A 25556-nucleotide genomic window follows, 5' to 3' on the forward strand; every position below is an offset into this window, starting at 1 on the left:
AACACATAAAATAGCGGCAATGCTCTCAAATAGAGTATTGCCCTATGCTTAGATTAAACTGATACAATTATGATGCGGCAAGACCCTTGCCGCTTTTAAATTATAATAAACTTTCTCTTTCATAGAGGAGGAGGGATGTACCAATGACCGAACATACTATTAAAACTAACCATGGCAGAAATGCTGCACTGCTGTCGATTTTACCAGGCATAGGGCAGTTTTATAATAAACAATACTTAAAGGGAATCATCTTTCTCATTTTAACGGCTTCCTTCTTTATTGCCTTTACAGATACATTATCGTGGGGGTTTTGGGGCCTGTTAACACTAGGTGAAATTCCGAATCTAGATCATTCCATATTCTTATTGATTGATGGAATTATAGCTCTCATTGTAACAGCTTTAGGTCTCGTTATTTACGCATTTAATATTTATGATGCCTTAAGCAATGGAAGAAAACGGGATGAAGGCAGAAAGTTAAATAGCGTAAAAGAACAGTATCATAATTTACTTGATAGCGGTTTTCCATATTTAATGATTTCTCCGGGATTTTTTCTTTTAGTCTTTGTTGTTATTTTCCCAATTCTTTTCGTTATCTTACTTTCCTTTACAAATTACGATTTATATCATTCACCGCCGGCTAAGCTTGTAGATTGGATCGGTGTTCAAAACTTTATCGATATTTTTAAGCTGGATCTTTGGAGAGAAACATTCATTGGTGTATTTGGCTGGACGATTGTATGGACTTTTGGAGCAACTACTTTGCAGGTTGCACTTGGTATCTTCCTGGCAATCTTAGTCAATCAAAAGGATTTAAAAGGAAAAGCCATTATTAGAACGGTATTAATTTTACCTTGGGCAGTACCATCCTTTATTTCGATCCTAATATTCTCAGGAATGTTTAACGAATCATTTGGTGTCATTAACCGTACCCTGCTTGATGCAATCGGCATTGGAGCAATCCCATGGATGACAGAGGAAGGATGGACAAGGCTTGCCCTTATTTTTATTCAGTCCTGGCTTGGATTCCCATTCATTTTTGCCATGACAACTGGTGTTCTTCAGTCTATACCAGATGAACTCTACGAGGCAGCAACTGTAGATGGAGCATCCATGCTGCAGAAGTTCAGAAAGATTACCTTGCCGCTTGTGTTATTTGCGACAGCGCCAATCATTATTACACAGTACACGTTTAACTTTAACAACTTTAATGTTATCTTCCTCTTTAATGGCGGAGGACCTGCACTTCCAGGGCAAAATGCCGGGGGATCGGATATTTTAATTTCATGGATCTATAAATTGACCATGACATCTGCTCAATATGGGAAAGCAGCAGCTATTACGATGATTCTATCTTTAATTGTTATAAGTATCGCCTTATGGCAATTCAAACGAACAAAATCATTTAAAGAAGAGGATATGATGTAGCTATGAGTATGAAAAAAAATAAAATCGTTCGCTTAACTGTATCCTATTTAATTATTGCGTTTGTGGTATTAATTGTTATTTACCCGCTTCTTTGGGTAATTGGTTCATCTTTTAATCCGGGGCAGAGTTTATCAGGAAGCAAAATGTTTCCTGAAAATCCAACTCTAGATCACTATCGATATTTGTTTGATATGGAAGAATCGAATTATGTGAAATGGTATCTTAACTCTCTGAAAATTAGTGTAATGACAATGATCTTAACCGTCATTACTGTTTCATTGACAGCTTATTCTTTCTCAAGATACCGTTTTGTCGGCAGAAAAAATGGTTTGCTTACGTTTTTAATCTTACAGATGATTCCTAACTTTGCAGCTCTTATTGCTATTTTCGTTCTTGCAACAAGAACAGGTTTAATTGATACACATCTTGGATTAATTCTTGTATATGTTGGCGGTCAAATACCAATGAACACTTGGCTGATGAAAGGATATTTGGATACGATTCCGAAAGAGCTTGATGAATCAGCACGCATGGATGGAGCAAGTCACTTTAGAGTCTTTTTCCAAATCATTATGCCGCTTGCAAAACCCATTGTGGCAGTTGTGGCGTTATTTTCATTCATTGCACCATTTGGTGATTTCATTCTTGCGAGAATTATTCTTAGAACAGATGAAAAGTTCACGATGGCAGTTGGGTTATATGAGATGGTAGCAAAACAGTTTGGTAATGAATTTACAAAATTTGCAGCTGGTTCTGTGCTGATCGCGATCCCAATCGCAATTCTTTTCTTGTTTTTCCAAAAATATTTTGTATCTGGTTTGACGGCTGGGGGAACAAAAGGCTAATCTTAAAGGGCTGAACAATTTACAAGCAATACTTTGCTTGAAACTGAAGGAGGAGCGGCGATGAAATTCAGAGTATGGACTCTCATCTTAATCCCGTTTCTTCTTTTTTGCGCCCTACCGGTAGGAGCAGTTGAAAAAGAAGAGCGTAGCTGGCAAGATGAAACAATTTATTTTTTAATGATTGATCGCTTTAGCAATGGAGATAACTCCAATGACTTTAAAGTGAATGTAAAGGATCCTAAAGCTTACCACGGCGGTGATTTTCAAGGTGTGATGGATGAGCTTGATTATATTCAAGAAATGGGGTTTACAGCTATTTGGCTGGCTCCTGTTTTTGATAATCAGGATATGGGCTATCACGGATATTGGATAAATGATTTTTATAATACCGAAGAGCATTTTGGAACGATTGATGAGTTTAAAGAACTTGTAAAAGAAGCACACAAGCGTGATATAAAAGTGATTCTTGATTTTGTTGTCAATCACACCGGAACAGAGCATGAATTTGCTCAAGACCCCGAGAAAGCAGACTGGTTCCATGATGAGAAGGAAATTACGAACTGGTCAGATCAAGAAGAGCTTGAAAATGGCTGGATTTACGGACTTCCTGACTTAAATCAAGAAAATCCTGAAGTGAGAGATTACTTAATTGATGCAGCAAAATGGTGGATTACTGAAACAGATATCGATGGCTATCGCCTAGATACGGTTAAGCATGTTCCGAAAGCGTTTTGGACTGAATTTTCCAAAGAAGTGAAAAGTGTAAAAGACGATTTTTATTTACTTGGAGAAGTTTGGGCTGAAGATCCTGAATATATAGCAGATTATGCTGAAACGGGTATTGATGGATTTGTAGATTATCCCTTAAATGACCATTTAAGAACTGCATTTGCAGAACCAGATCAGTCCCTGCACTGGCTATTTCAGACTTGGGAAAATAATAAACAAATATATGAACAGCCATATCTATTAGGAACGTTTATGGACAACCATGATACTGCCCGGTTTACGAGAGATGCAATTCTTAAAAATCAGCATCCTGGACCGAGATGGAGGATGGCTCTTTCCTATCTGTACACTGTGCCTGGAATACCGATTGTTTATTATGGAAGTGAAATTGCCTTAGATGGCGGAGAAGATCCAGATAACCGCAAGCAAATGGATTTCCGCACGGACAAAGAGTTAATCGAGTATATAACAAAGCTAGGCGAGGTACGCAATGAACTGCCATCTTTAACTAGAGGTTCAATGGAATTATTAAACGAAGACCAGGGGATGGCTCTGTATAAAAGAGTTTATGAAGATGAAACAAGTATAGTAGCATTAAATAATACATCTAAAACTCAAACTGTCGTATTAACAGAAGAGGATTTACCTGCTGACATGGAATTAAGGGGTCTTTTAAATGGCGACCTTGTCCGAAGTGATAATGATGGAAATTATACGATTGTAACAGATCGTGAAGAAGCTGAGGTTTATGTATTAGCAGAAAAAACGGGCATTAATTTTACACATATAGCCATTATGGTTGGAATTATTGTGGCGTTTATTGCTTTTTTAATTATTGTCAAAAAAAGATCAAAACAAAACGAACCCGAAACAAATTAAAATACGGTTTTAATATATGAGAGTATGAGATCAATGCTGTTGATCATAAGGCAAAACGTAGTAGGAGGTGATGGTCATGGCAGTTACGATTAAGGATGTTGCAAAACTCGCAAATGTAGCACCGTCGACCGTTTCCAGAGTAATTGCAAATAACCCTCGCATTAGTGAAAAAACAAAGAAAAAAGTAAAAGAAGCGATGAGACAGTTAGGGTATCATCCTAACTTTATTGCCAGAAGTCTCGCAAGCCAGTCAACACAGGCAATTGGTCTTGTGATGCCAAGCTCAGCAGATATTGTTTTTCAAAATCCCTTCTTCTCTACAGTCCTAAGAGGTCTTAGTGAAGGTGCCCATGTAAAGCATTATGCCCTTCATATGACAACAGGCAAGACAGATGAGGAAATTTTTGACGGAGTTATGCAAATGGTGCAAGGTGGCCGGGTAGATGGAGTGATCCTGTTATATTCCAAGGTCGAGGATAAAATTCAGTCCTACTTGCGTGAACGGAATTTCCCTTTTGTTGTAATTGGAAAACCATTTAAAAATGTAGAAGAAATAACTCATGTGGATAATGATAATTTCCGTGCTGCAAAGGACGTAACAGAATACTTAATCAAGCTTGGCCATCAGCAAATTGCTTTTGTCGGCGGAAGCTTAAATATGGTTGTAACAGTTGAACGTCTTCTTGGTTACGAAAAGGCAATCAGAGAAGCTGGAATAACTCTAGTTAATGAATATATTGTCCATGAGCAATTTTTGCGGGAGGGCGGTCAGGAAGCGATACGAGGTTTGCTTTCTCTAGAGCGCCCGCCGACTGCCTTAGTGGTCTCGGATGACTTAATGGCATTAGGTGTGTTAAATACACTTAACGAAATTGGACTGGCAGTACCTGAGGATATGTCTATTATTAGCTTTAACAATGTTATTATCGCAGAGATGTCACGGCCGCCGCTCACATCGGTTGATATTAATATTTTCGATTTAGGCTTTGAGGCATCAAGGAGTCTTATTCAATTAATTGAGAACCCAAAAGAGCCTGTAAAACGCATTATCATTCCGCATCAAATTGTTGAGAGATCAACTTGTGCTGCACCGAACTTGGGATAAAGCAAAAAAACACAGAGAATCTCTGTGTTTTTTTGTTTTCCTCTTTTATCCGTTAAGCACTTTTCCGCCATTTACATGAATCATTTGTCCGCTGACATAAGTGGAGTCATCAGATGCTAAGTAAACATAGCTTGGTGCGAGCTCAAATGGCTGTCCCGGACGACCAAGCGGCGTATCTTGTCCAAAGGTCGAAACATTTTTCTCATCAAATGTAGATGGTATTAATGGTGTCCAAATTGGACCTGGTGCTACTCCGTTTACGCGGATGCCTTGTCCTGCCAGTGAAGCGGATAACGAACGCGTGAACGATACAATGGCTCCTTTTGTGGATGAATAATCGATAAGAAGTTCATTGCCGGCATATGCCGTAACCGATGCTGTGTTAATGATGGAGCTCCCTTTTTGTAAGTGAGGAAGTACAGCCTTCGTTAAATAGAAAAATGAAAAAATGTTGGTTCTAAATGTTTTTTCAAGCTGTTCGGACGTAATATCCAAAAGACTCTTTTGCGGATGCTGTTCTGCAGCATTGTTGACAAGAATATCAATTTTCGAGAACTGATCCAATGTCTTTTTCACTACTTCCTTACAAAATTCTTCTTTTCCAATATCCCCGGAAATCAAGAGACATTGCTGCCCTTCCGCTTCAATCGCAGTTTTTGCGTCTTCTGCATCTTTATGCTCGTCCAAATAAACGATTGCTACATCTGCACCTTCTTTAGCAAAATAAATAGCAGCCGATTTCCCGATTCCGCTGTCTCCTCCAGTAATAAGAGCGACTTTTCCTTTCAGTTTTCCAGAGCCTCGATAGTCCGGATCGACATAAATAGGTTCAGGCTTCATTTTATCTTCTACACCAGGCTGCTCGTTTTGATGCTGTGCCGGTACACTTGTTGGAATATTAAGCTTATCGTTTGTCATGTTAAATACCTCCAAATAATAACTGTGATATATAATACATTCCAACTTAGTATCAGAAAAAAACATGGGAATTATTAGCAAATAATAAATCGTTCTAAAAAAAGGCGAAAAGACAAAAAATTGAGTTTATAATGAAAACAAGAAAAACCTTAGATCTATAAAGGCGGGGAAAAGATTTGATTACAATTAGAAAAGCTGTGTTAGAAGATGCTAAAGGCATTATTGAACATTGTAAACTAGTGTTTGAAGAAACTGACTTTTTGTTAACAGAGCCAGAGGAATATGAAATGACCATTGAAAAGGAACAGAAATGGATATTGAATAACTCATATCCGAAGCACCTGCTGCTTGTAGCTGAAAATGAAGCAGGAGAAATTATCGGGATGCTGAACTTTTCGCCAAAAGAAAGAATGAAGGTTCGTCATATAGGCTATTTTGGCATCTCCATTCAAGCAAAATACTGCAATGGCGGACTTGGTTCTGCACTCATTGAGGAATTACTTCATTGGGCAAAAAAAGAGCCTGGAATTGAGAAGGTATGCTTAGAGGTCTTTTCCCATAATGATAGAGCTTATTATTTATATAAGAAGCTTGGTTTTAAGGAAGAAGGAAGAAAAATTAAACACATTAAAACGAGTGATGGTCATTATCATGACGAAATTATGATGTATCAATTTGTGAAGTGAGAACCGATGGCAGGCAGCAGGGGGGCATACATACTCTACTGCCCCCCCCAAAAAAAAGCAGCCAATGGCTGCTTCATAAGTGAACCTTTATCTGTAATTAACAAATTGTACGTCTACTGTTAGATCTGCGTCTTTAACGGCTGAAATGATTTGCTGCAGGTCATCACGGTTTTTGCCTGTGACACGAACCTGGTCATCCTGAACCTGGCTTTTTACTTTTAGACCGCTGTTTTTTATCAGTGTGTTAATCTTTTTGGCATTATCTTTGTCAATGCCCTGAATCAGCTTTGCCCGCTGTCTGACCGTACCGCCTGAAGCTCCCTCAATTTTGCTGTAGTCGAGGTTGCGGATAGGAATGCCTCTTTTAATCATCTTACTGATTACAACATCCTTCAATTGCTCCAGCTTGTACTCATCATCTGAGACGAGCACTAATTCCTCTTTATCAAGCTTTACATCACTTTTGCTGCCTTTAAAATCATAACGTGTTGAAATCTCTTTCATCGCAATATTAATGGCATTTGTTACTTCTGAAAAATCTACCTTTGATACAATATCAAATGAACTTTCCTTTGACATACTATTCCTCCTTGCTCTTAGAAAAAACCATAATTTCTACGGCTGCAGTTATAATAAATGATAACGCTTGATAGAAGACGTTTCACTTTCTATTCTTATTATAGTAAAATATAGCAAGCCAAACAACTTTAGGAGGAATATGATGGCTTTACATGATTTTATTGGACGTATTACGAAATTAACCGTTTCAAGAAAAGCGGATTTTGGATATTTTTTAACAGATGGAGAAGAAGATGTACTTGTACATAATAATGAATTGCTAGAAGAACTTGAGCTGGATCAAGAAGTAGATGTCTTTTTATATATAGACTCTCAAAATAGAATTGCAGCAACAACGATTTTGCCGGAAATTACGGTTGGCACATATGGCTGGGCAAAGGTCAGCGATGTAAAACCTGGGATCGGTGTCTTTATAAACATTGGCATTCAAAAGGATATGCTGCTTGGTGAAGAGGATTTGCCAGTGCATGAAAGTGTTTGGCCGGAAGTGGATGATCTGCTGTACATTACACTTCGAGTCAACAAGAATTATCGGATCTATGTGAAAACAGCCACTGATCCAGTGATTACAGATATCTCTGTAAAAGCAGAGGCAAGTGATTTCAATAAAAACATTCATGGACATATTTACCGAACAGCAAAAGTGGGCAGCTGGATTTATACAGCCGAGGGCTTTAAAGGGTTTATTCATGAATCACAGAGAAAAAGAGAGCCGCGCTTAGGAGAAAAGGTAGAAGGAAGAGTCATTGATATAAAAGACGATGGCACCATTAATGTTTCATTGATTCCGCGCAAACAAGAAGCACTAGACGATGATTCACAGGTTATACTATCTTATTTAGTGTCACGCGGCGGAGCGATGCCATATTGGGATAAAAGTGCTCCCGAAGATATTAATGACCGTTTTGGGCTTAGCAAAGCTTCATTTAAAAGAGCGCTTGGCAGGTTAATGAAAGAGGGACGTGTCTATCAGGAAGAAGGATGGACATATGTTAAAAAGGAAAATAACGAGCCAAGCTAAGCTGGCTCGTTATTTCTTTGCTGAATGCTTACATAAAACAAGGGAAGAAGTCTTATTGCCCGGTAACTTATAAATGATCCGTTTTCTTCGAGTACTGGTGTTTGCCTGCTTTACGGTTTTTTTCACGCATCATGTTTTTTTCATGGCGAAGGGCATTGTTGTCTTTTGCTTTCTTGTCATTATCTGAAGTATGCGGCATAAATAAAATACCCCTTTCATTCTTATTATAAGGTTTAGGATCTGAGGAATCGTAACCTCAAAGAAGATCTTCATCTTATTGTTTGTCAGAATAAAAGGAGTATGTATAGATTGTATTGCCAATAATGGAACCATGCCTTCTGCTTAATGAGCAGCAGGAAGTTTGTTTAGAAAGAAAATAGCGATTGTGCCTGAGCCGGTATGAGAACCAATAGCAGAGCCAATTGAGGAAATATAAACATTTCTGACATTCAGTTCCTGTTTCATCATCTCTTTTATTTCAGAGACCATTTCTTCGTTATCAGCATGGCTAATCCCAATTACTTGCTGATCGAGAGAATCGCCGCGCTCATTCATAACCTCGATGATTCGGCGCATCAGTTTTTTCTTGCCGCGCAGTTTTTCAATTGGAACTAACTTTCCATCTTCGACATTTAGAAGAGGTTTAATATTCAGCAATCCGCCTAAAAAAGCAGAGGCTTTTGAAACTCTTCCGCCTTTTGCTAAATACTCTAAGTCATCAACTGTGAATAAATGCTCCATTTGTTCACAGTGGAATTTTACCGCTTCTTCGATTTCGGAAAAGGATTTGCCTGTCTTAGAGAGCTTAACCGCTTCCATAACGACTAATCCGGCTCCTAATGATGCACATTTAGAATCAACAATTTTTAGGTTAAAATCAGGAAAGTTTTCTTTTACTTGCTCGAGCATCATTACTGCGGTTTGATATGTACCAGATAATTCAGAAGAAAAGGCAATATAAATTCCATCTTCACCATTCTTAGCCATATTCGTGAAGACTTCCTCAAATAAAAGCGGAGATACTTGAGAAGTTTTTGGTACATTACCTAAGCGGATGGCTTCATAAATTTTTGTAGAGTCGATGGTAAGCAAATCTTCGTATTCCTGACCATCTAAATGGACTTTTAATGGGAAAAGTGTGACATCGTTTTCCTTAAAGAAACTTAAGGGCAAATCACACGCACTGTCAGCTAGTATTTTGACTGACATCTTCTTCACCTGCTTTCGAAACTATATGTATTCAGTTTAATGAATTTATCAGAAAAAGACAATGAATAGTATTCAAAACAGCATGATTGGGGAAACGTTTAAATATAACATTCTAGGAGGTAACTATGGTTTGGCTTGAAACAAAAAAAATTATTATCGTTTTAGCGGGGGCTTTGTTAAATGCCATTGCTATGAATTTCTTTTTAATACCGGCAAATGTTTATGCAAGCGGCTTTGCAGGGGTAGCGCAGCTGTTATCTGGAATGCTTGGCAGCTTTGCTTCAACAGGTATCTTATTGTTTATACTGAATATCCCGGTAACGATCTTAGCGTGGAAAAAGGTAGGCAAATCGTTTACCGTGTATAGTTTTATCAGTGTTTTCTCAATGTCACTTTTTCTTGAGTTGATTCCGATCATCCATTTATCAGGAGATATTCTGTTAAATGCTGTATTTGGAGGTGTTATAGCCGCTGTAGGAGTGGGAATAACACTTAAGTGGGGTGCTTCAACAGGCGGGATGGACATTATCGCAATGGTCCTTTCCAGACTGAAAGATAAGCCAGTCGGTACATATTTCTTTACATTAAATGCCATCATTATTATTACAGCAGGAGTTTTATATGGCTGGGAAAAAGCATTGTACACACTTGTTACTTTATATGCTTCAACAAGGGTGATCGATGCGATCCACACTAGACATGAAAAATTAACAGCTATGATTATCACCAAAAAACAGGATGAAATGAAGAAAGCTATACATGATCGGCTTGTAAGGGGAATTACCATTATTCCTGCCAAAGGGGCATTTACAAACGAAACAAGAGAAATGCTTATGATTGTTATCACACGTTACGAGCTTTTTGATCTCGAACGGATTATTAAAGAAGTTGATCCGAATGCATTTACAAATGTTGTTCAAACAGCAGGAATTTTTGGCTTTTTCCGTAAAGATTAAACCACTTAGAGGAGTGTTTAGATGTTAAATCTCTGGATTGGCGCGGCCATGATGTTAAGTTTGAATGCAGGAACTAGTGAGAATATACGGTTTGATGTAAATCCTTCCATTGATAATGGCGAAGTTGTGATGGATTTAAAGCTCGAAAATATTGGGGACGAAACGGTCAATTTCGATTTTCATTCATCACAGAAATATGAAATTGAAATTTCCGATGAAGCTGGCAATGAAATTTATACGTATTCAAAAGGAAAATCCTTTTTACAGGTTCTTCAGAATCTTGCTTTAACTCCCGGGGAAAGCAAGCATTGGACTGAAAAGTGGAACTTTCAAAAAGAGGGGAAAGAACTGAATCCCGGTACCTACAAAATTACGGCAGCACTTACAGGAAGACAGCTTAAAGAGGGTGCTGGACCACTGACAGCGCAATCACAATTTACTATAGCAGAAAAGAATGCGATCAATGTCCAAACAGTAGGAGAAAATGGCATCTATAAGGTCACTGGGGAAGTGAAAGATTCGGCAGAGGACCTATATTATACGGTTGAAGATGGGCATCATGTTTACCAAAAGGAACAAAAGGTGCACATAAAGGATGAGCAATTTGAAATCAACATAGAAATTGCCGAAAGTAAATTGCCTAACCACGCAACACTGATGCTAAATTTATATAAAAAAGGTGAGGATGAAGAAATCAGTTCAACACAACCGATCGTGCTGGAACGGTTTAATCATTAACCACATATCGAAATGATTAAAGGATCGGGCAAAGGTATTTCGCCCGATCCTTCTGTTATTCAGTACTGTATTGATCTAGCTTTGCCTGCAATTCAGCAAGTTGTGCCTGCTCTGCTCTAGTACTGTTTGCATAAGCGGAGCTAAGTGCATTTTTAGCATGTGAAATCGCTTCTTGCTTTCCAGCTGAATTCGCATTTTCTGCTATTTCAACATATCGCTGTGCTTCTTGAAATAATCTGTTGCCCATTTTTATATTCCTCCGTAGGAAGATTCTTTCACATTTTTAACTTGTTCAGCTTCTGCCTCAGCTTCAGCATATGTCATGTGATAAGGGATACGCTCATCATGCTTAGATACAGTATCTACTCCTTGCTGTACAAAGCGTTTTGATTTATTACGTTTGCCCATTAGAATCCCCTCCGAAATCATTTTAGAAGCTAAAATCATGCTTCAAAAGATAGTATATGCTCTTTTCCTTTTTTCAATAGGGTACATGTTGGGCAAAGATGAAATTTTGTACAATGCTGAAACGAAGCAATTTTTTTAACGAATACAAAAAAAACAGCCTTCGAACCATTTGTTCAAGGCTGTTTATCCTGCATATTTTTAAAGTGCTTTTAAGTTTAGCAAGTCATTTAAGTAGACAGCAACGCCGTCCTCTTCATTTGATAAAGTGATATCCTTGGCAATCGTCTTCACTTGATCAATGCCATTTCCCATTGCTACTCCATAACGGGCGTATTCGAGCATTTCGAGATCATTGTCTTCATCACCGAACGCAATGATTCGATCTTGAGGGATCTGCAGATAATCAGCCGCTTTTTTGAGGCCTACTGCTTTATTGAGACCATGTTTAATGATTTCAATAACATGAAACGGTGCTGCCCAGCTGCGATGATCAATCACTTCAGCATGCACATCAGATAAATGCTGACGGATCGTGTCTACATGTTCCTCATCTGTGTGGATCAGCATACTTGTAGGAGAGTCTTTTAAGAAATTACGCAAATCTCCAGTTGTTACTTGCGGATTGCCCATATGAAAGATCTCAATAAGCTTTTCATCATGATAATGGAAATACACTTCGTCGATTACTTCTGCAATAATATTATGGAAAGTAAAATCGCTGCAAGCTTCAACAATATCCTTTGCAACATCTACAGAAAGAGGAGAGTGGAAAGCACCCCATTCTGATTTTTTGGGATGATGCACAAATGCGCCATTAAAGTTTACAATTGGTGTAGTAAGGTTCAGTTCATGATAATATATTTCACTGGAACGATATGGTCTGCCGGTTGAAATCATGACTTCATGGCCAAGTTCACGTGCTTTTTGCAGAACCATCTTAGTCTTATCAGAAATCGTCTTGTCATCTTTTAGTAGTGTGCCGTCTAAGTCTAATGCGATCAAATGTTTTTCTGCCATAGTATCTCCTTTAACATATGTATAAATTTTTTAGGCTAAATGTTTTGGTGTGAAATTTAAACATGATAAACTACTTATCGAAGACTTTTTTTATAACGCTTTAAGTAAGTAGAGAAAGATCATTTTAAGCAAAATAGCTTATATTTATTTTCCTTTCTTACTATGTTACCAATTTTATTATAGATTTGTAAAAGAAATTACTTTTTACATTATTTTTAGAGAATCTTAACACTTCGGGGGAATGAAAATTGATTTGCGTCGAGCACAGAGAAATCAGCACGATCCCTGCATTACATGTAGTTAAGCAGGATCTTGCACAAAAACAATTGCCGCTTGTATTTTTTATACATGGCTTTACAAGTGCAAAGGAACACAATTTACATTATGCATACTTGCTTGCTGAAGAAGGATACAGAGTTATTTTGCCTGATGTTCTTTATCATGGCGAGCGGCACAAGGGATATAGCGAAGCAGAACTAAGTCTGCGCTTTTGGGAAGTAGTTTTACATACAATAGGTGAATTAAATATTCTTAAAGATGAATTAGAACATGAAGGACTAATTGATTTAAACAGAATTGGGCTTGCAGGCACATCTATGGGCGGCATTATAACACTTGGTGCTCTCAGTACGTATCAGTGGATTAAAGCTGCTGTCAGTTTAATGGGCATGCCATATTATGAAAAATTTGCTGAAATGCAAATTACGCACCTTAAACAAAAGGGTGTAAATATACCGCTCAGTGAAGCAGAGATTGCACAGCTATTTTCTCAAATTAAAGAATTTGATTTAAGTGGACAGCCTGAAAAGCTGAATGGCAGACCGCTATTATTTTGGCATGGAGTTAAGGATCAGACAGTTCCATATGCACCAGCTCATCAATTTTTTGAATCCTTGCTGCCAATGTACGGCAGTTTTCCGGAAAAACTTCAATTTATTACAGATCAAAGGGCAGGCCATAAGGTGAGCAGAGAAGGGTTGCTTGCAACCGTAGATTGGTTTAAAAAATTCGTGTAAAATCATATTCAAATTGTAAGATTGTCAATTTCTTTCGTGATTTGGTATGATGAAGGCAAAGATGTCCAAAGGAGTGTGTCATAAAGTGGATAATGAATTAAAAGAGAGTATAATGGGTGCCCTCGAGCTTGTTGTGGACCCAGAACTTGGTATAGATATTGTCAATTTAGGTTTAGTATATGATGTAAATCTAGATGAAAGCGGAACAGCAACGGTTGATATGACTTTAACATCGATGGGCTGCCCGCTGGCAGGAACCATTGTTGATCAAGTAAAAGCAGCATTGGCTGATATTCCTGAAGTAAAAGAAACAGAAGTAAATATTGTTTGGAATCCGCCTTGGACAAAGGATAAAATGTCCAGATATGCAAAGATTGCTTTAGGTGTTCGTGACTAATGATGAAGAATAAAGTCATTTTAGTTAGCTCAGATCAGCTTGGAAAAGGTGAGAAGGAACTGGGAGAAACGGTACTGGAGACTTTTTTTACACTGATTAAGCAGAGAGATGACCTTCCTAAAGCGGTGTTTTGTATGAACAGCGGTGTTTTTACCTTAACGGAAAGCTCTTATGTTTCAGTGCATTTAAAGGAGCTTGAAGCAAAAGGAGTAGACGTGCTGGCATGCAAGACATGTGTAGATTATTATGACCTCGAAAATCAGCTAATTGCCGGAAGGATTAGCGGCATGCCGCATTTCATTGAATTGGCTGCTGAGTATGAGGTTATAACGATATCTTAAAAAGTAAAAAACAGGGGCTTATGAGAGTCCCTGTTTTTTATACTTTTAGAGAGGTAAAGTGCAACTGTACGTTTCAGCAAGCTTTTATTCAATATTGCAATAAACAGCAGGACATTGTTCACAGCCGATTTCTGTTTTTAAGTAATGCAGATTATGAACGGTAATTTTACCCTTCTTAATGGATATGATGTGATCCTTTTTCAATTCATTTAATATACGGTTTGTGCTTTCTCTTGAAGTTGCACAAAACTTTGCTAATTCCTGATTGGTTAATGGCAAGTCAATTAAAATACTGCCATCAGCATTTGTAATGCCATAGCTATTTGTCATTCGGATAAGTGTTGAATACAAAGCACCTTTTTTGCCATTTAAAACAAGATCCCTGAACTTTGTTTGTGTTCGGCGAAAATGATCACTCATCCATTTCATATACTCGAAAGCAAGGTCACTGTTGCGAAACAGTTCATTCTCAAGGGTATCACTGCTGACCACAGCAATTTCTCCTTCTTCTAGAACTAACGCACTTAATAAATAGGTAGGAGAGTCAGTGAACAAGGTCAACTCACCGCACAGATCATTTTCTCCGCATATTCTAAGGGCCAGTTCTCTTCCATCTGCCGTAATCTTGCTGATCTGAATTCGGCCAGACTTAATGATGTATAGTTCTTTTGCAGGCATACCTTCTTGAAAAAGGAATTCCCCTTTTTTACTATGAAATGTTCTATAAGCTAATTTTAAAAGTTCTTTAATTTCTATGGAATGAGTAGCTTTAACCGTTTGAGGCATAATAATAAACCGCCTTTATTATAAAATATCAAATCGATCTGGCTCGTCTTATATTTTTTCTTAGCTGGGCAAGCGCCTTCCGCTTTTCTTTGTCTAGCTCCAGCGACTAGCCCCTCGAGTCATAAGCCAATCTGTCCAGAAGGTCAAAGAACGACCTTCTAGCCAGCTCGTCTTATGCTTGTCGGGGCTGGTCAAGTCGCTTCCGCTTTTCTTATTGTCTAGCTCCAGGCGCTAGGGGCTCGAGGTCATAAGCCGAACCAGTCAAAAGGTTAAAGAACAACCTTTCACCTGGCCCGTCTTATGCTTGTCGCCCCTGAACGAGCACCTTCCGCTTTTCTTATTATAACGGTTGTTAATTTGTAAAGCTGTGAAAGCTTTATGAAATCATGAAAAATGGCGTGTTTGGATGATGATTTTGGATAAATTATGACAGCATCATGACAATTATGAGGTTTTTCACCTTTTCTAATAAATTTATGTTGTAATAACAATAGGAAAACTATCAGATAGAGCAGCATAGTTTGTGAAATCCGCTATTGTAATCAGCAATTGTGTGAATTATTCGGTGAACATCAGCCTGAATATATTATGCAATCATGGAGTTGACTAGAATGACAAAAACAATCATAAAGGATCAGTTAAAAAGACCTTTACGTGATTTAAGAATATCTGTAATAGATCGCTGTAATTTTCGCTGCACATATTGTATGCCTGCAGATATATTTGGACCTGACTTTGCCTTCCTGCCCCGGAGTGAATTATTAACCTATGAAGAGATTGACCGTCTTGCGAGAATATTTGTTGATCTTGGGGTAGAAAAAATAAGGTTAACTGGCGGGGAGCCGCTTATGAGGAAGGATCTTCCTGTTCTTGTGGGAATGCTTTCAAAAATTGAAGGGCTAAACGATATTGGGCTGACAACTAATGCCGTTTTGCTGCCGAAATATGCAGAGTCTTTAAAGAATGCAGGACTTAAGAGAGTAAATATCAGTCTGGATAGCCTGAAGGACGAACTTTTTGGAGAAATCAATGGCCGGGGAGTAGGAATAAAACCCGTCTTAAAAGGGATAACTTCTGCAAAAGAAGCCGGATTAGGTGTAAAAATCAATATGGTTGTAAAAAAAGGCTTAAACGACGAAGAAATTGTACCTATGGCAAAGTTTTGTAAGGAAGAGGGACTTCAGCTTCGCTTTATTGAATACATGGATGTTGGAAGCACAAATGGCTGGAAAATGGACGATGTTGTGACCAAACAAGAAATATATAATCTTCTAAGTGAACATTTCTTATTGGATCCAGTTGATCCGGATTATTTTGGCGAAGTAGCGAAACGCTATCGTTATAAAGATAAAAATGTGGATGTAGGTTTTATTACTTCTGTATCTGAATCATTCTGTTCAAGCTGCACACGCTCAAGATTATCTGCGAATGGACAGATTTTTACTTGTTTATTTAATGGCAATGGCCACGACCTGAAGGAATTCATGAGAGCTGGTGCCAGTGATGAAGAAATACGCCAGCGCATTATTTCTATCTGGGATGGACGAAAAGATAGATATTCCGATGAAAGAACGGCGGAAACTGCAGCTAATCGCAAAAAAATAGAAATGTCCTATATCGGCGGATAGACGGCAATAAGACTGAAGATAATGTAATAAGAAAAGAGGGGATTCCATCAATGGAAATCCCCTCACTTTTTATTATGAATATCTTGGAAATAAAATATTGTTTTCAAGGTGAATATGCATAAATGTCTGTTCCTCTAGTTTTTCAAGACGTTTGTAAACAAGCCGATATGTTCCGCAAGCATCATGAGGAGGCGTGAAGTTGGATGTAACTGAGCGTAGCTCCGCTAAAATCTGACCAACCTCTTTATGTTCGTCTATTAAGGATTGCAACTGATCTGCAGGATTTCCTTCGTTTTGTTCCAGTTGAATAAGAATAGGAAAGACTTCTTGCTCTTCCTTTTCCGTGTGTTCAAGCAATTCTTTTTTTAATGCGTAAAATAGCTCATAGACTCTTTTTAATTCAGGTTTACGATCTCCATGCACACGGGAAACTTTTGTTACATAAGGGCTTAGTGCCGGAAGCTCCTCCTTTAGCTCAGCATGATAATATTCCTGAATATGCTGAATTAATTGCTCAGAGCTCGAATTTGTCCAAATATCAGGCTGATCCTGTTTGTTTTGCTCGTTTTGTACAGATTCATGTAATTCACTCATCAGCTGCTGCAGTGATATTGCTTTATTCTCAACTGCATGTAGTAAGGAATTGTTGCCTCCGCAGCAAAAATCGATCTGATAGCGTTTAAAAATATCACTTGTCCTTGGGTATTCATTCACAATTTCTTTTACAATGCTTTCTTCATTTAATACAATCATTTGTGTATCCTCCTTGATATGGGGTATTTTTAGTTTACTAATCCTTTCAATTGGATTTAGTGATTTATATCACATAAAATGAAAAAGTTTATGATCCTTCCTATAAAGAAGGGAAAAGTGTGAGTTAAATCATGATGTTCACTCAATAAGAGATTTATAATAGTAATTAGAATGGAAATGCTACAGATGTTTAGTACATAGGAGTTGATCATTTTGCTGGACAAAAGAAACCCAATCAAAATTGCTGAGGCTATTTCGAGGGTAATGAAATATGAGAAAAAAGGTGAAACAGAATATAGTTCTATTTATACAAGTAATGGAAGATATTTAGCTGATGATATAAAGGCTACACACGATGTACCGCACTTTGATCGCGCACCATATGATGGCTTTGCTGTCCGCTCAGTGGATACTGCTCAAGCATCACAGAGCAATGAAATAGTATTTGAAGTTATTGATCATATTGGTGCTGGTCATGTTACAAACAAGGTACCAGCAGCTTTTGAAGCGGTTCGGATTATGACAGGTGCCCAAATGCCCGAAGGCTGTGATGCAGTCTTAATGCTTGAACTATCCAAATCATTCGAAAAAGATGGTAAGACTTATATGTCCACCAAGCGTAAATTAAAAACAGGTGAAAATGTGTCCTTTAAAGGGGAAGATGCTAAAACGGGAGAAGTATTAATTCATAAAGGGACCTTAATTAATCCCGGTATACAAGCTGTGCTGGCTACTTTTGGATATGCACAAGTACCCGTTGCAAAAAAACCTGCAATTGCCTTATTTGCAACAGGCTCTGAGTTATTAGAGGTAGAAGATGACCTTGAACCTGGAAAAATCCGCAATAGCAATGCACTAATGATTACCGCTCAAATTGAAAGAGCAGGCGGGAATGCCTCGTATTTAGGCAAGCTGCCGGATGACTTTGATACATGTTTTACTGCTGTAGAGAATGCCTTGCACGAGAGTGATTTCCTTATTACAACAGGCGGAGTATCAGTCGGTGATTTTGATTACTTGCCCGCTATTTATGAGAAACTTGGAGCTGAGGTATTGTTCAATAAAGTCGCAATGAGACCTGGCAGTGTAACAACTGTCGCCCAACTGGATGGAAAACTTCTGTTTGGGCTTTCTGGCAACCCTTCCGCCTGCTATGTTGGGTTTGAATTATTTGTGCGTCCGATTATTCGTACATTTTTGTTTTCTAAAAAAGCTCATTTAAGACGTGAGAAGGCTATTTTAACAGCCGATTTCCCAAAAGCTAATCCATTCACCCGCTTTGTCAGGGCGATTTTAAGTGTGGAAGATGGCAAGCTTGTCGCTGCACCAAGCGGTATGGATAAATCTAATATCGTTATGAGCCTTGCTGGAGCAAATGCCTTAATGATTCTGCCTGGTGGCAGCAGGGGCTACATGAGCGGAGATGAAGTAGACGTCCTCATGCTTGAAGAATTTACTGGCAGCGAGTGGCCATGGTAAAAAAAAAACCTTTTATTTTTCAAATCGTTGGATATCAAAATAGCGGAAAGACGACTCTCATAGAGCAAGTAATTCGCCGTCTTAAAGCGAATGGAAAAAGAACAGTTGTCATCAAACATCATGGCCATGGAGGAAAGCCTTCCTTAGATGAAGATAAGGATTCATTCAGGCATGTAAAAGCTGGAGCAGCAGCTGCTCTTGTTGAAGGAGACGGAAGGCTGATTCTTCATGCAGAAAAGCAGGAATGGTCCCTGGATGAGAAAATTGCCATGGCGACTTGTCTCAATCCAGACCTCATATTACTTGAGGGACATAAATATGAAGAGTTTCCGAAGGCAGTACTAATCCGCAAGGTCGATGATCTCCAGCTGCTCCATGAGCTGTCAAACATAATGGTACCATTTTATTGGGATAAACAATTGCAATTGAATGGTTTTTATATAAAAGATCAAGCTGGTGTGGAATGGCTAGTATCGTATTTATTAAAGAAAATAGAGGATGGTAAAACGGAGCTTTGATCATTGAGCTCCGTTTTTCTATTTAATTGTAAAAGCATCTAACCACTATTAACGGATTTAATTACATTCTGCTTTATCTGACGGATATGTGATATACAGCACTTAGCTTCATTCCGTAATCGTTTATGATAACGAGACAGGGGGGAGATACGGAATGAAATTATTTTTACCAAAACAGCATGGAGCGTGGGCGATGCTCATAATTCCATTTTGGCTTGGTGTTGCAGCAGCCGGAGATTCTGATTGGAGAATGCTTCTGCTATTTGCAGGATGGTTTTTCTTATATTTAGGGACATATCCATTTCTATTGCTGTTTAAAAGAAAAAAGAAAAAAGAGCATATGGTTTGGGCAGCTGTTTATTTTACTAGTGCATTTCTCTTGCTGATCATACCTGTAGTTCAAGAACCAAAGCTTGTTTGGCTAGGTATTTTCTTTATTCCGTTTATGCTATTAAATATGTATTTTTCATCCAAAAATCAAGACAGGGCATTTTTAAATGATCTATGTGCCATCATGATTTTTTCTCTTTCTGGGCTGGCAGGTTCTATATTAATCAATGGGTATGTGAGAGATTTAAGTATATTAATCACTATATGTACGCTGCTTTTCTTTACGGGCAGCACGTTATATGTGAAAACCATGATTCGTGAAAAATCCAATATTACATATAAGCGGCTATCTTGGGGCTACCACATCGCCATTCCCTTGGCGATATTCATTTTGGGCGAGCCGCCCGTTGCGATCGCTTATCTGCCGAGCTTATTTAGAGCCATCTATCTATATGGGAAAAAACGCTCAGTAATGAGAATTGGTATTTATGAAATCATCAATTCAGCTCTATTTTTTATCATAATGATTCTATATGTATTAGAAAAGCATCCGGCTTATTGAAGAAGCCGGATGCTTTTATTCGATGCTGCATATGGAAATCGGACAATTTTCACAATCGATTTCATCTTTTAAAAACGACAGATTATGTATCGTTATATAGCCTTTATTAATCGAGATAATCTTATTTTTCCTCAAGTCACTGAGCATGCGATTAATGACTTCACGTGATGTGCCGCAGAAATTTGCCAAATCCTGATTCGTTAGACTTGAATCTAGACGAATATCTTTTCCATTCGCCACACCATAGCTATTAGATAACCGTATTAACGTAGAGTAAAGTGCACCCTTTTTCCCATGAAGAACCAGATCTCTAAGTTTTGTTTGATTTATTTGGTTTTGAAGGCTGATCCATTCCAAGAGCTCAAGAGTCAGTTGATGATCTTTCTTCAGTAATTCATTTAGTTCAGCTTTTGGAATGACAGCCGCTTCGCCATCCTCGATAATTTTGGCACTATGCGTATATTGAGATTGTGCACAAAAGATGGACATATCTCCAACGATTTCTCCGCTGCCGCTCATTCGAAGTGTAAGCTCTTTCCCGTTAGGAATGATTTTAGTAATCTGCACTTTCCCAGTTAGAAGTAAGTATAGTCCCTTTGCTGTCTCTCCATCTTGAAAAAGATACTCTCCCTTATTCATTTTAACTTTATACGAAGCTGAAGCAGTAAGTTTTTGGAGTATAGGTGAAAGGTGTGTAGTAGACATCGGTCTTTGACTCCTCCTCTAAAATAACAGCGCTTTTGGCACATTTAGAAAGGCTAAAATTAGCAGTTAAGAATATTAGTATGGATAAATGTCTCTATTGCAAGTAATACTTAGCTACTATTTATACTATCACTATATAAAAAAATAACAATACATTTGAGATATTGGTTGATTTTCAGAATTAATATTTTTATAATAAGCATACACCAATTAATAAATATACAATAAAATGAGTAAATATAAACAATGAAACGGTTAGGAAGGAGATTATATGAAGGCTTCAATTATTGGAACTACAGGATATGGCGGTGTAGAATTGCTGCGGATATTACACCAGCACCCTGAATTCGACATACATTCTATTCATTCGACTTCATCTGAAGAGCCTATCTGGAAGGAGTATCCCCATCTGTTTCCTGTAATGAAAGAAAAGCTGCAGCCAATTGATCTTGATGAAATCTCAGCAAAAGCAGATGTTGTATTTTTAGCAACACCTTCTGGCGCTTCAAGTGCATTAGCGGAAAAGTTGATGGAGAAGGATATTAAGGTTATTGATTTATCTGGAGATTTAAGACTAAATCCTGATTCCTATGAAAAGTGGTATAAGAAAAGAGCTGGAGATCCGTCTATTATAAAGCAAGCGGTTTATGGATTAAGTGAGTGGAATGAAAATGAAATACAAACGGCACAATTAATTGCAAATCCTGGGTGCTATCCGACAGCAACACTTCTTGGATTAGGTCCAATTGTAAAAGAAGGCTTGGTTGATATGGGGAGTATTATTGTTGATGCCAAATCAGGGGTGTCAGGAGCAGGAAGAGGATTAGCCAGAACGTCAAGCTATGCAGAAGCAAATGAGAATTTACGTGTGTATAAAATGAATGAGCATCAGCATATTCCAGAAATTGAAAAGCAACTGCAGATATGGAATGAGGACACGAGGCCAATTTCATTTACGACACATTTGCTGCCTATAACAAGAGGGATTATGGCCACTTGTTACGCGCAGCTTCAATCTGAATTTGAAACAAAAAATATTTTGGAGCTTTACCATGATACATATAGCGGGAAACCATTCGTTCATATTCTTCCTGAAAATCATTTTCCTGCTGTTAAGGAGGTAGCAGCTTCTAACTATTGCAATATCGGTCTTCATGCAGATCAGCGCACAGGCAGGATAACGATTATTTCTGTAATTGATAATTTAGTGAAGGGTGCTGCCGGTCAGGCAGTCCAAAATGCAAATATTATGTTTGGGATGAATGAAGATACAGGCCTGAATTTTGTGCCAATTTATCCATAAGGAGGATGTATTATGCAAGCTTTGTCACAATCAGCAGAAAAGATCAGTGAGGTCCAAGGCGGCAGTATTGTTTCGCCTATTGGCTTTAAAACAGCGGGAGTCCATGCCGGCCTTAGATACTCTAAAAAAGATTTAGGCGTTATTTATAGTGAAAAACCTGCTCAAGCAGCAGCCGTATATACAACAAGCATGGTGCAGGCAGCACCTCTGCATGTGACCAAAGACAGTATTGCGGCAGAAGGATTAATTCAAGCGGTTGTTGTCAATAGTGCATGTGCAAATGCATGTACAGGAGAAAGAGGCTATCAGGATGCATTGCAGATGCGAGAATATGGAGCAAAACACCTCGGCATTCCTTCCCATTATGTAGCCGTAGCCTCTACTGGTGTCATTGGAGAATTTCTGCAAATGGATAAAATTGAACAGGGCATAAAACAATTAGCACCAGATTCAACCGGCAGCTGTGCAGAAGACTTTCAAACAGCGATACTGACAACAGATACAGTGCAGAAGTCCTGCTGTTATACTACTACGATTGACGGAAAAACGATATCAATGGGAGGCGCAGCGAAAGGCTCTGGCATGATTCACCCGAATATGGCTACAATGCTTGCATTTGTTACAACCGATGCAGAGGTGGACAGCGGTTCACTGCATGAAGCGCTAAAGGAAGTAACCAATCATAGCTTTAATCAGATAACCGTTGATGGAGACACCTCAACAAATGATATGGTTCTGGTCATGGCTAACGGGAAAGCAGATAATTCTCCTTTATCTCCTCAGCATCCAGAATGGAAAGCTTTTGTTCAGCTGCTTTCAATGACATGTGAAAATTTGGCGAAGCAAATTGCACGGGATGGTGAAGGTGCCACGAAGCTAATTGAAGTTGAAGTGACAGGTGCAGTTAATGATGATGATGCAAAAAAAGCGGCTAAACAAATTGTTGGTTCAAACCTCGTTAAGACTGCCATGTTTGGAGCTGATGCTAACTGGGGCAGAATCATCGGCGCTTTAGGTCAAAGTGGAGTATCTATTGATAACAGTATGGTTGATATCAGAATAGGGGATATTCAAATGCTGCAAAAAAGTGAACCACAGCCTTTTTCTGAAGAAGAAGCCACTGGCTACTTGAAAAATAAAGAAGTTAAAATTACCGTCGATCTCCATCAGGGAACAGGTTTGGGAAAAGCATGGGGCTGTGATTTATCCTATGATTATGTGAAAATTAATGCCAGCTATCGGACGTAGGAGGTAAGATCAGATGAGAAAGATTGTGATCAAGTGCGGCGGCAGTGTATTGGATTCGTTATCTCCATCTTTTCTGCAAAATGTAAAATCACTAAAATCCGAAGGCTATCAGTTTATTTTTGTTCACGGAGGAGGTCCAGATATTAATAAAATGCTTGAACTTGTTCAAGTTCAAAGTGTATTTGTAAATGGACTGAGAAAAACGACAAAAGAAGTATTAGAAACTGCTGAAATGATCTTGTCAGGCAAGACAAACAGAAAGTTGACAGCTCTGCTGCAAACAAGCGGCCTTAAAGCCTTAGGTATTAATGGAAGTGATGTTAGTCTGCTGCAGGGAACGTACTTAAATGAAAAAGAATTGGGATATGTCGGCAGCATAGAAAATGTAAATACAGAATTTCTTCAGAGCATATTAGCTCTTCAAATTATACCGGTCATTACACCTATTGCTTTGGGTGAAAATGGAGTGAAATTTAATGTAAATGCCGATACAGCTGCTGCTGCGGTTGCGGTTGCAATGGGTGCTGAGCGATGCATTTTTGTCACGGATGTACCAGGCATAAAAATCGGCGGAGAGTACTGCTCAAGTATTGAGGTGGAACAAATCAATTCTTCAATAGAAGACGGAGAAATAACTGGAGGGATGATTCCAAAAGTAAAATCCGCCATTTCAGCTCTAGAAGAAGGACTAAATACAATCAGTATTGTTTCGGGGAAAACAGGATTTTACGACGGTCAAAGTTGGCTTGGTACAGAAATCAGAAATAGGAAGGAGCTGCAAATATGAGTTATCTTTTTCCGGTATATTCAAAATGGGAAGTGGAACCTATTTCAGCTGAAGGAAGCAGATTAATCGATAAAAGCGGAAATAACTATTTAGACTTCACTTCCGGGATTGGTGTCTGCAACTTAGGACATCGTCCTGCCAATGTGCAAAAGGCAATAGAAAACCAGCTTAATAGCTTTTGGCATGTATCCAATCTATTTATTCAGAGTAAACAGGATGAAGCTGCCAAGCTGCTGGCTGAAGCAGCAGGTCTCGACCTTGTTTTCTTTTCCAACAGCGGTGCTGAAGCAAATGAAGCTGGCATTAAACTGGCTAGAAAAGCGACAGGACGCAATAAAATTATCACATTTTCAAACTCATTTCATGGGCGGACATTTGCAGCCATGTCTGCAACCGGTCAGAAAAAAATCCAAACTGGTTTTGGCCCATTGCTTCAGACATTTAAACATGTGTCATTTAATGATCTAGCAGGACTAACTGAAGAATTGGATGAAGACACAGCTGCTGTTATGCTTGAGATTGTTCAAGGAGAAGGAGGCATCCATATAGCAGCAAAAGAGTTTTTGAAGGAGCTGCAGAATCTATGTCAAAGCAATGGAACATTACTGATTGTAGATGAAATTCAAACAGGAATGGGAAGAACAGGAAAGCCTTTTGCTTACCAGCATTTTGATCTGACGCCTGATATAGTGACGGTTGCTAAAGGACTTGGAAGCGGATTACCCATTGGCGCTGTCATAGGAAGTAAAAAACTTGAGGAAGCGTTTGGACCTGGCAGCCATGGATCAACATTTGGCGGCAATCCAATTTCGGTTACAGCGGCTACAGTGACAATGCAGACTATATTTGAACCTGGCTTTTTGAAAGAAGTAATGGAGAAGGCTGATTACTTAAAGAATTCATTAAAAGAATTACTGAGCAATCCTTTTGTAGCGGATGTTCGGCAGCTAGGTTTGATGGCAGGTATAGAGCTAAGGAAAGAAGCTGCACCGATTTTAGCACAGTTGCGGGAGAAGGGTTTACTGCTGCTTCCAGCCGGTGAGAATGTGATTCGCATATTGCCCCCATTAACCGCTACTTACGAACAAATTGATGAAGCAATGTACATTGTTAAAGCAGTATTAAATGAAGTGCACGCAAAAGTTTAAAAAGAATCCAGCGTCTTATCTCTGCGGAAAACAGAGGC

General features: G+C 38.6%; 29 protein-coding genes. 19 read left to right on the forward strand and 10 right to left on the reverse strand.

From position 1 onward, the window contains the following. Positions 1–143 precede the first annotated feature (143 nt). The 4 genes from J1899_RS07280 (at position 144) to J1899_RS07295 (ending at position 4985) form a co-directional block, all read left to right on the forward strand. Complete coding sequence (locus tag J1899_RS07280) at positions 144–1427, forward strand: carbohydrate ABC transporter permease (RefSeq protein ID WP_214478237.1); 1284 nt, start codon at positions 144–146, stop codon at positions 1425–1427. 2 nt (positions 1428–1429) lie between these two features. Further along, positions 1430–2272: a sugar ABC transporter permease gene (locus J1899_RS07285; RefSeq protein ID WP_066447660.1), complete on the forward strand. Its 843-nt coding sequence runs from the start codon at positions 1430–1432 to the stop codon at positions 2270–2272. A gap of 60 nt (positions 2273–2332) precedes the next feature. Further along, entirely contained in the window at positions 2333–3880 is a 1548-nt protein-coding gene (locus tag J1899_RS07290) for an alpha-amylase family glycosyl hydrolase (protein WP_214478239.1), read from the forward strand. Between the two features lie 76 nt (positions 3881–3956). Beyond that, positions 3957–4985, forward strand: coding sequence for a LacI family DNA-binding transcriptional regulator (locus J1899_RS07295; RefSeq protein ID WP_214478241.1), 1029 nt, complete (start codon positions 3957–3959; stop codon positions 4983–4985). A 45-nt stretch (positions 4986–5030) separates the two neighbouring features. On the opposite strand, the gene J1899_RS07300 is transcribed toward J1899_RS07295, so the two are convergent. Further along, positions 5031–5903 carry an SDR family oxidoreductase gene (locus tag J1899_RS07300; protein ID WP_066447652.1) on the reverse strand — a complete coding sequence of 291 codons (873 nt, stop codon included), beginning with the start codon at positions 5901–5903 and terminating at the stop codon, positions 5031–5033. Positions 5904–6079: 176 nt separating this feature from the next. Between J1899_RS07300 and J1899_RS07305 the strand changes: the two genes are divergently transcribed. After that, positions 6080–6589 (forward strand): GNAT family N-acetyltransferase, encoded by a 510-nt coding sequence (locus J1899_RS07305; protein WP_156495809.1) that lies wholly within the window; start codon positions 6080–6082, stop codon positions 6587–6589. Positions 6590–6676: 87 nt separating this feature from the next. On the opposite strand, the gene J1899_RS07310 is transcribed toward J1899_RS07305, so the two are convergent. Beyond that, entirely contained in the window at positions 6677–7168 is a 492-nt protein-coding gene (locus J1899_RS07310) for a YajQ family cyclic di-GMP-binding protein (protein WP_066447649.1), read from the reverse strand. Between the two features lie 142 nt (positions 7169–7310). Between J1899_RS07310 and J1899_RS07315 the strand changes: the two genes are divergently transcribed. Next, on the forward strand, positions 7311–8189 hold the full coding sequence (locus J1899_RS07315) for a CvfB family protein (RefSeq protein ID WP_066447646.1): 879 nt from the start codon (positions 7311–7313) through the stop codon (positions 8187–8189). Positions 8190–8256: 67 nt separating this feature from the next. On the opposite strand, the gene J1899_RS07320 is transcribed toward J1899_RS07315, so the two are convergent. Together J1899_RS07320 and J1899_RS07325 are read right to left on the reverse strand one after the other, a co-directional pair. Next, entirely contained in the window at positions 8257–8388 is a 132-nt protein-coding gene (locus J1899_RS07320) for a DUF3941 domain-containing protein (RefSeq protein WP_075981472.1), read from the reverse strand. A 143-nt stretch (positions 8389–8531) separates the two neighbouring features. Then, the gene (locus J1899_RS07325) at positions 8532–9398 is read right to left on the reverse strand and encodes a DegV family protein (protein ID WP_214478245.1); all 867 of its coding nucleotides are present in this window, start codon (positions 9396–9398) and stop codon (positions 8532–8534) included. 125 nt (positions 9399–9523) lie between these two features. Here J1899_RS07325 and J1899_RS07330 point away from each other — a divergent pair, with 125 nt between their 5' ends. Then, positions 9524–10354: a YitT family protein gene (locus tag J1899_RS07330; protein ID WP_214478247.1), complete on the forward strand. Its 831-nt coding sequence runs from the start codon at positions 9524–9526 to the stop codon at positions 10352–10354. A gap of 21 nt (positions 10355–10375) precedes the next feature. Beyond that, complete coding sequence (locus J1899_RS07335; protein ID WP_066447640.1) at positions 10376–11092, forward strand: BsuPI-related putative proteinase inhibitor; 717 nt, start codon at positions 10376–10378, stop codon at positions 11090–11092. 55 nt (positions 11093–11147) lie between these two features. Here the strand turns inward: J1899_RS07335 and J1899_RS07340 are convergent, their stop codons facing one another. The 3 genes from J1899_RS07340 to J1899_RS07350 all read right to left on the reverse strand — a co-directional run bounded on the left by J1899_RS07340 (position 11148) and on the right by J1899_RS07350 (position 12517). Continuing rightward, positions 11148–11339: a DUF3813 domain-containing protein gene (locus J1899_RS07340; protein WP_214478249.1), complete on the reverse strand. Its 192-nt coding sequence runs from the start codon at positions 11337–11339 to the stop codon at positions 11148–11150. 2 nt (positions 11340–11341) lie between these two features. Then, on the reverse strand, positions 11342–11500 hold the full coding sequence (locus J1899_RS07345; protein ID WP_180320236.1) for a hypothetical protein: 159 nt from the start codon (positions 11498–11500) through the stop codon (positions 11342–11344). A 198-nt stretch (positions 11501–11698) separates the two neighbouring features. Next, positions 11699–12517, reverse strand: coding sequence for a Cof-type HAD-IIB family hydrolase (locus J1899_RS07350; RefSeq protein WP_066447634.1), 819 nt, complete (start codon positions 12515–12517; stop codon positions 11699–11701). Positions 12518–12765: 248 nt separating this feature from the next. Here J1899_RS07350 and J1899_RS07355 point away from each other — a divergent pair, with 248 nt between their 5' ends. From J1899_RS07355 to J1899_RS07365, 3 genes are all read left to right on the forward strand, one after another. Further along, the gene (locus J1899_RS07355; RefSeq protein ID WP_214478250.1) at positions 12766–13533 is read left to right on the forward strand and encodes an alpha/beta fold hydrolase; all 768 of its coding nucleotides are present in this window, start codon (positions 12766–12768) and stop codon (positions 13531–13533) included. Between the two features lie 85 nt (positions 13534–13618). Continuing rightward, positions 13619–13930 (forward strand): metal-sulfur cluster assembly factor, encoded by a 312-nt coding sequence (locus J1899_RS07360; protein WP_066447629.1) that lies wholly within the window; start codon positions 13619–13621, stop codon positions 13928–13930. Between the two features lie 2 nt (positions 13931–13932). Further along, positions 13933–14271, forward strand: a complete 339-nt coding sequence (locus J1899_RS07365; RefSeq protein WP_066451664.1) for a DsrE family protein — start codon at positions 13933–13935, stop codon at positions 14269–14271. An 84-nt stretch (positions 14272–14355) separates the two neighbouring features. Here the strand turns inward: J1899_RS07365 and J1899_RS07370 are convergent, their stop codons facing one another. After that, positions 14356–15057 carry a Crp/Fnr family transcriptional regulator gene (locus tag J1899_RS07370; protein ID WP_214478251.1) on the reverse strand — a complete coding sequence of 234 codons (702 nt, stop codon included), beginning with the start codon at positions 15055–15057 and terminating at the stop codon, positions 14356–14358. 611 nt (positions 15058–15668) lie between these two features. On the opposite strand from J1899_RS07370, the gene moaA reads away from it, so the two are divergent. Next, positions 15669–16685 (forward strand): GTP 3',8-cyclase MoaA, encoded by a 1017-nt coding sequence (moaA, locus tag J1899_RS07375; RefSeq protein WP_214478252.1) that lies wholly within the window; start codon positions 15669–15671, stop codon positions 16683–16685. Positions 16686–16757: 72 nt separating this feature from the next. Here moaA and ric read toward each other — a convergent pair whose 3' ends face one another. Beyond that, positions 16758–17438, reverse strand: coding sequence for an iron-sulfur cluster repair di-iron protein (ric, locus tag J1899_RS07380; RefSeq protein ID WP_214478253.1), 681 nt, complete (start codon positions 17436–17438; stop codon positions 16758–16760). A 213-nt stretch (positions 17439–17651) separates the two neighbouring features. On the opposite strand from ric, the gene J1899_RS07385 reads away from it, so the two are divergent. From J1899_RS07385 to J1899_RS07395, 3 genes are all read left to right on the forward strand, one after another. Beyond that, the gene (locus J1899_RS07385; RefSeq protein ID WP_214478254.1) at positions 17652–18917 is read left to right on the forward strand and encodes a molybdopterin molybdotransferase MoeA; all 1266 of its coding nucleotides are present in this window, start codon (positions 17652–17654) and stop codon (positions 18915–18917) included. Continuing rightward, positions 18911–19435 (forward strand): molybdopterin-guanine dinucleotide biosynthesis protein B, encoded by a 525-nt coding sequence (gene mobB / locus J1899_RS07390; RefSeq protein WP_246586609.1) that lies wholly within the window; start codon positions 18911–18913, stop codon positions 19433–19435. The genes J1899_RS07385 and mobB overlap by 7 nt, the downstream gene beginning before the upstream one ends. Before the next feature lie 154 nt (positions 19436–19589). Next, positions 19590–20327, forward strand: coding sequence for a YwiC-like family protein (locus J1899_RS07395; protein WP_214478256.1), 738 nt, complete (start codon positions 19590–19592; stop codon positions 20325–20327). A 15-nt stretch (positions 20328–20342) separates the two neighbouring features. Here the strand turns inward: J1899_RS07395 and J1899_RS07400 are convergent, their stop codons facing one another. Then, positions 20343–21032, reverse strand: a complete 690-nt coding sequence (locus tag J1899_RS07400) for a Crp/Fnr family transcriptional regulator (protein ID WP_214478257.1) — start codon at positions 21030–21032, stop codon at positions 20343–20345. A gap of 271 nt (positions 21033–21303) precedes the next feature. Here J1899_RS07400 and argC point away from each other — a divergent pair, with 271 nt between their 5' ends. Genes argC through argD form a run of 4 tightly spaced genes read left to right on the forward strand, consistent with a single transcriptional unit; the run spans position 21304 to position 25518 of the window. Further along, positions 21304–22335: an N-acetyl-gamma-glutamyl-phosphate reductase gene (argC, locus tag J1899_RS07405; RefSeq protein WP_214478258.1), complete on the forward strand. Its 1032-nt coding sequence runs from the start codon at positions 21304–21306 to the stop codon at positions 22333–22335. Between the two features lie 12 nt (positions 22336–22347). Then, complete coding sequence (gene argJ / locus J1899_RS07410; protein WP_214478259.1) at positions 22348–23583, forward strand: bifunctional ornithine acetyltransferase/N-acetylglutamate synthase; 1236 nt, start codon at positions 22348–22350, stop codon at positions 23581–23583. Positions 23584–23596: 13 nt separating this feature from the next. Beyond that, a complete protein-coding gene (argB, locus tag J1899_RS07415) occupies positions 23597–24370 on the forward strand; it encodes an acetylglutamate kinase (protein ID WP_066447589.1) in 774 nt (257 codons plus the stop codon). After that, on the forward strand, positions 24367–25518 hold the full coding sequence (argD, locus tag J1899_RS07420; protein WP_214478260.1) for an acetylornithine transaminase: 1152 nt from the start codon (positions 24367–24369) through the stop codon (positions 25516–25518). Before argB ends, argD begins: the two co-directional genes overlap by 4 nt. Positions 25519–25556 lie beyond the last annotated feature (38 nt).

Source organism: Cytobacillus gottheilii (genome assembly GCF_018582665.1).
GTDB lineage: Bacteria > Bacillota > Bacilli > Bacillales > Cytobacillaceae > Cytobacillus > Cytobacillus gottheilii.